The organism is Proteus faecis (assembly GCF_030286765.1).
GTDB classification, from domain to species: domain Bacteria; phylum Pseudomonadota; class Gammaproteobacteria; order Enterobacterales; family Enterobacteriaceae; genus Proteus; species Proteus faecis.
On the sequence record NZ_JASVWV010000053.1, the window covers coordinates 1 to 968 of the forward strand.

The window sequence follows — 968 nt, forward strand, 5'->3', positions numbered from 1 at the left end:
GAACAGAAGCAGAGTGGTTTTACGCTTGCCCTGAGCGGTACTGCCGGTGCAGCACTGAATACCGCAGTACAGACGGCCGGAGATGCAAAAGAAACGGATAACAGCCGCATTAAAGCCCTTCAGTCGATTAAAGCCGGGTTATCCGGTGTTCAGGGGGCTGAAGCCGCGCGTCTTGCTGAGACACAGGGGGATGCGGGTTCTGCCTTCGGAATTAATCTCTCTTATGGCAGCCAGTCTTCTGAATCAGAAACCGAAACCCGTCAGTCCACGGCGCAGGGCAGCAGTATCAGTGCCGGGCAAAACCTGACAGTGAATGCCGGCGGTAAAACGGCAGGCAGCGGCAACATTGATGTCACCGGGAGTGAGTTACAGGCCGGTGGTCACGCCACACTCAACGCTCAGAATGATATTATGCTGACATCCGCGCAGAACATCCAGACGGTGGACGGCAAAAACAGCAGTAAAGGGGGTTCCGTTGGTGTCGGTGTGACTTTCGGGTCAAATGGTGCGGGTTTCAATGTGAATGCCAGTGTGAACAGAGGTAAAGGATTTGAGAAAGGCAACAGTCAGTATGCCACTGACAGCACGGTAAATGCAGGCAAAACCCTGACCCTCAGCAGTGGCCATGACACCACCCTGAAAGGTGCTCAGGTTCAGGGGAATAAAGTCATTGCGAATGTCGGCAATAATCTGACACTGCAAAGTGAGCAGGCCACTGATAATTATGACTCAAAACAAACCCGCTTAAGTGCGGGTGGTAGCGTCGGTTTCGGCAATGGTTCTCTGAACATTTCGGCCAGCCGGGATAAGATGCACAGTGAATACCGTTCAGTACAAAACCAGACGGGGATTTTTGCCGGTAAAGAGGGTTTTGACATTACGGTCGGGAAGCACACCCAACTGGATGGTGCGGTTATCGCATCAGAAGGAAATGCGGAGAAAAACCGCCTTGACACGGGGACACTGGG

At 52.9% G+C, this 968-nt stretch carries 1 protein-coding gene; it reads left to right on the forward strand.

Annotation, left to right across the window (positions count from 1 at the left end):
- The coding region (locus tag QSH13_RS18415; protein ID WP_286047538.1) for a hemagglutinin repeat-containing protein at positions 1–968 on the forward strand (968 nt) is incomplete at both ends.